Annotated in this window: 1 protein-coding gene; it reads right to left on the bottom strand. The window is 60.9% G+C overall.

Going from position 1 to position 294, the window contains the following annotated elements; genetic code table 11:
- Positions 1-255 (bottom strand): hypothetical protein (locus DSOL_RS27755; RefSeq protein WP_139314657.1); only part of this gene is annotated, 255 nt, incomplete at its 3' end.
- Positions 256-294: the final 39 nt, after the last annotated feature.

The raw sequence follows: 294 nt of genomic DNA, 5'->3' as shown, positions 1-294 counted from the left end.
CCGGACAAAGGATCGCCAATTGCCCAATGTTAAAAACCAGTTGAAAATAAAGGGAAAAGGAAAGAAGATAGAAGCGTGGTCTGGCAATACATCAGATGAAAGGCGCGAAAGGTCAAATCGTGCCATTGCCAGAACGGCGTCCATGACGGTATAGGGGCGCTTCGGCGGCTTTCCGGCCCGGCCGGCCAGCCGGGCATCCAGCAGGCCGTATCGGCATGGGTAGGCGTTGCGCCCCGGCGCAGCGCGTTGGCGCATCGTCGAAACGGGCCGCCTTCGTGCGCCCCCGGTCGCGGG

Origin of the sequence: Desulfosporosinus metallidurans (assembly GCF_001936615.1) — a bacterium.
GTDB lineage: Bacteria > Bacillota > Desulfitobacteriia > Desulfitobacteriales > Desulfitobacteriaceae > Desulfosporosinus > Desulfosporosinus metallidurans.
The sequence above is the reverse complement of the archived record's forward strand: the minus strand, read 5'-3'. Positions and strand labels throughout refer to the sequence as shown.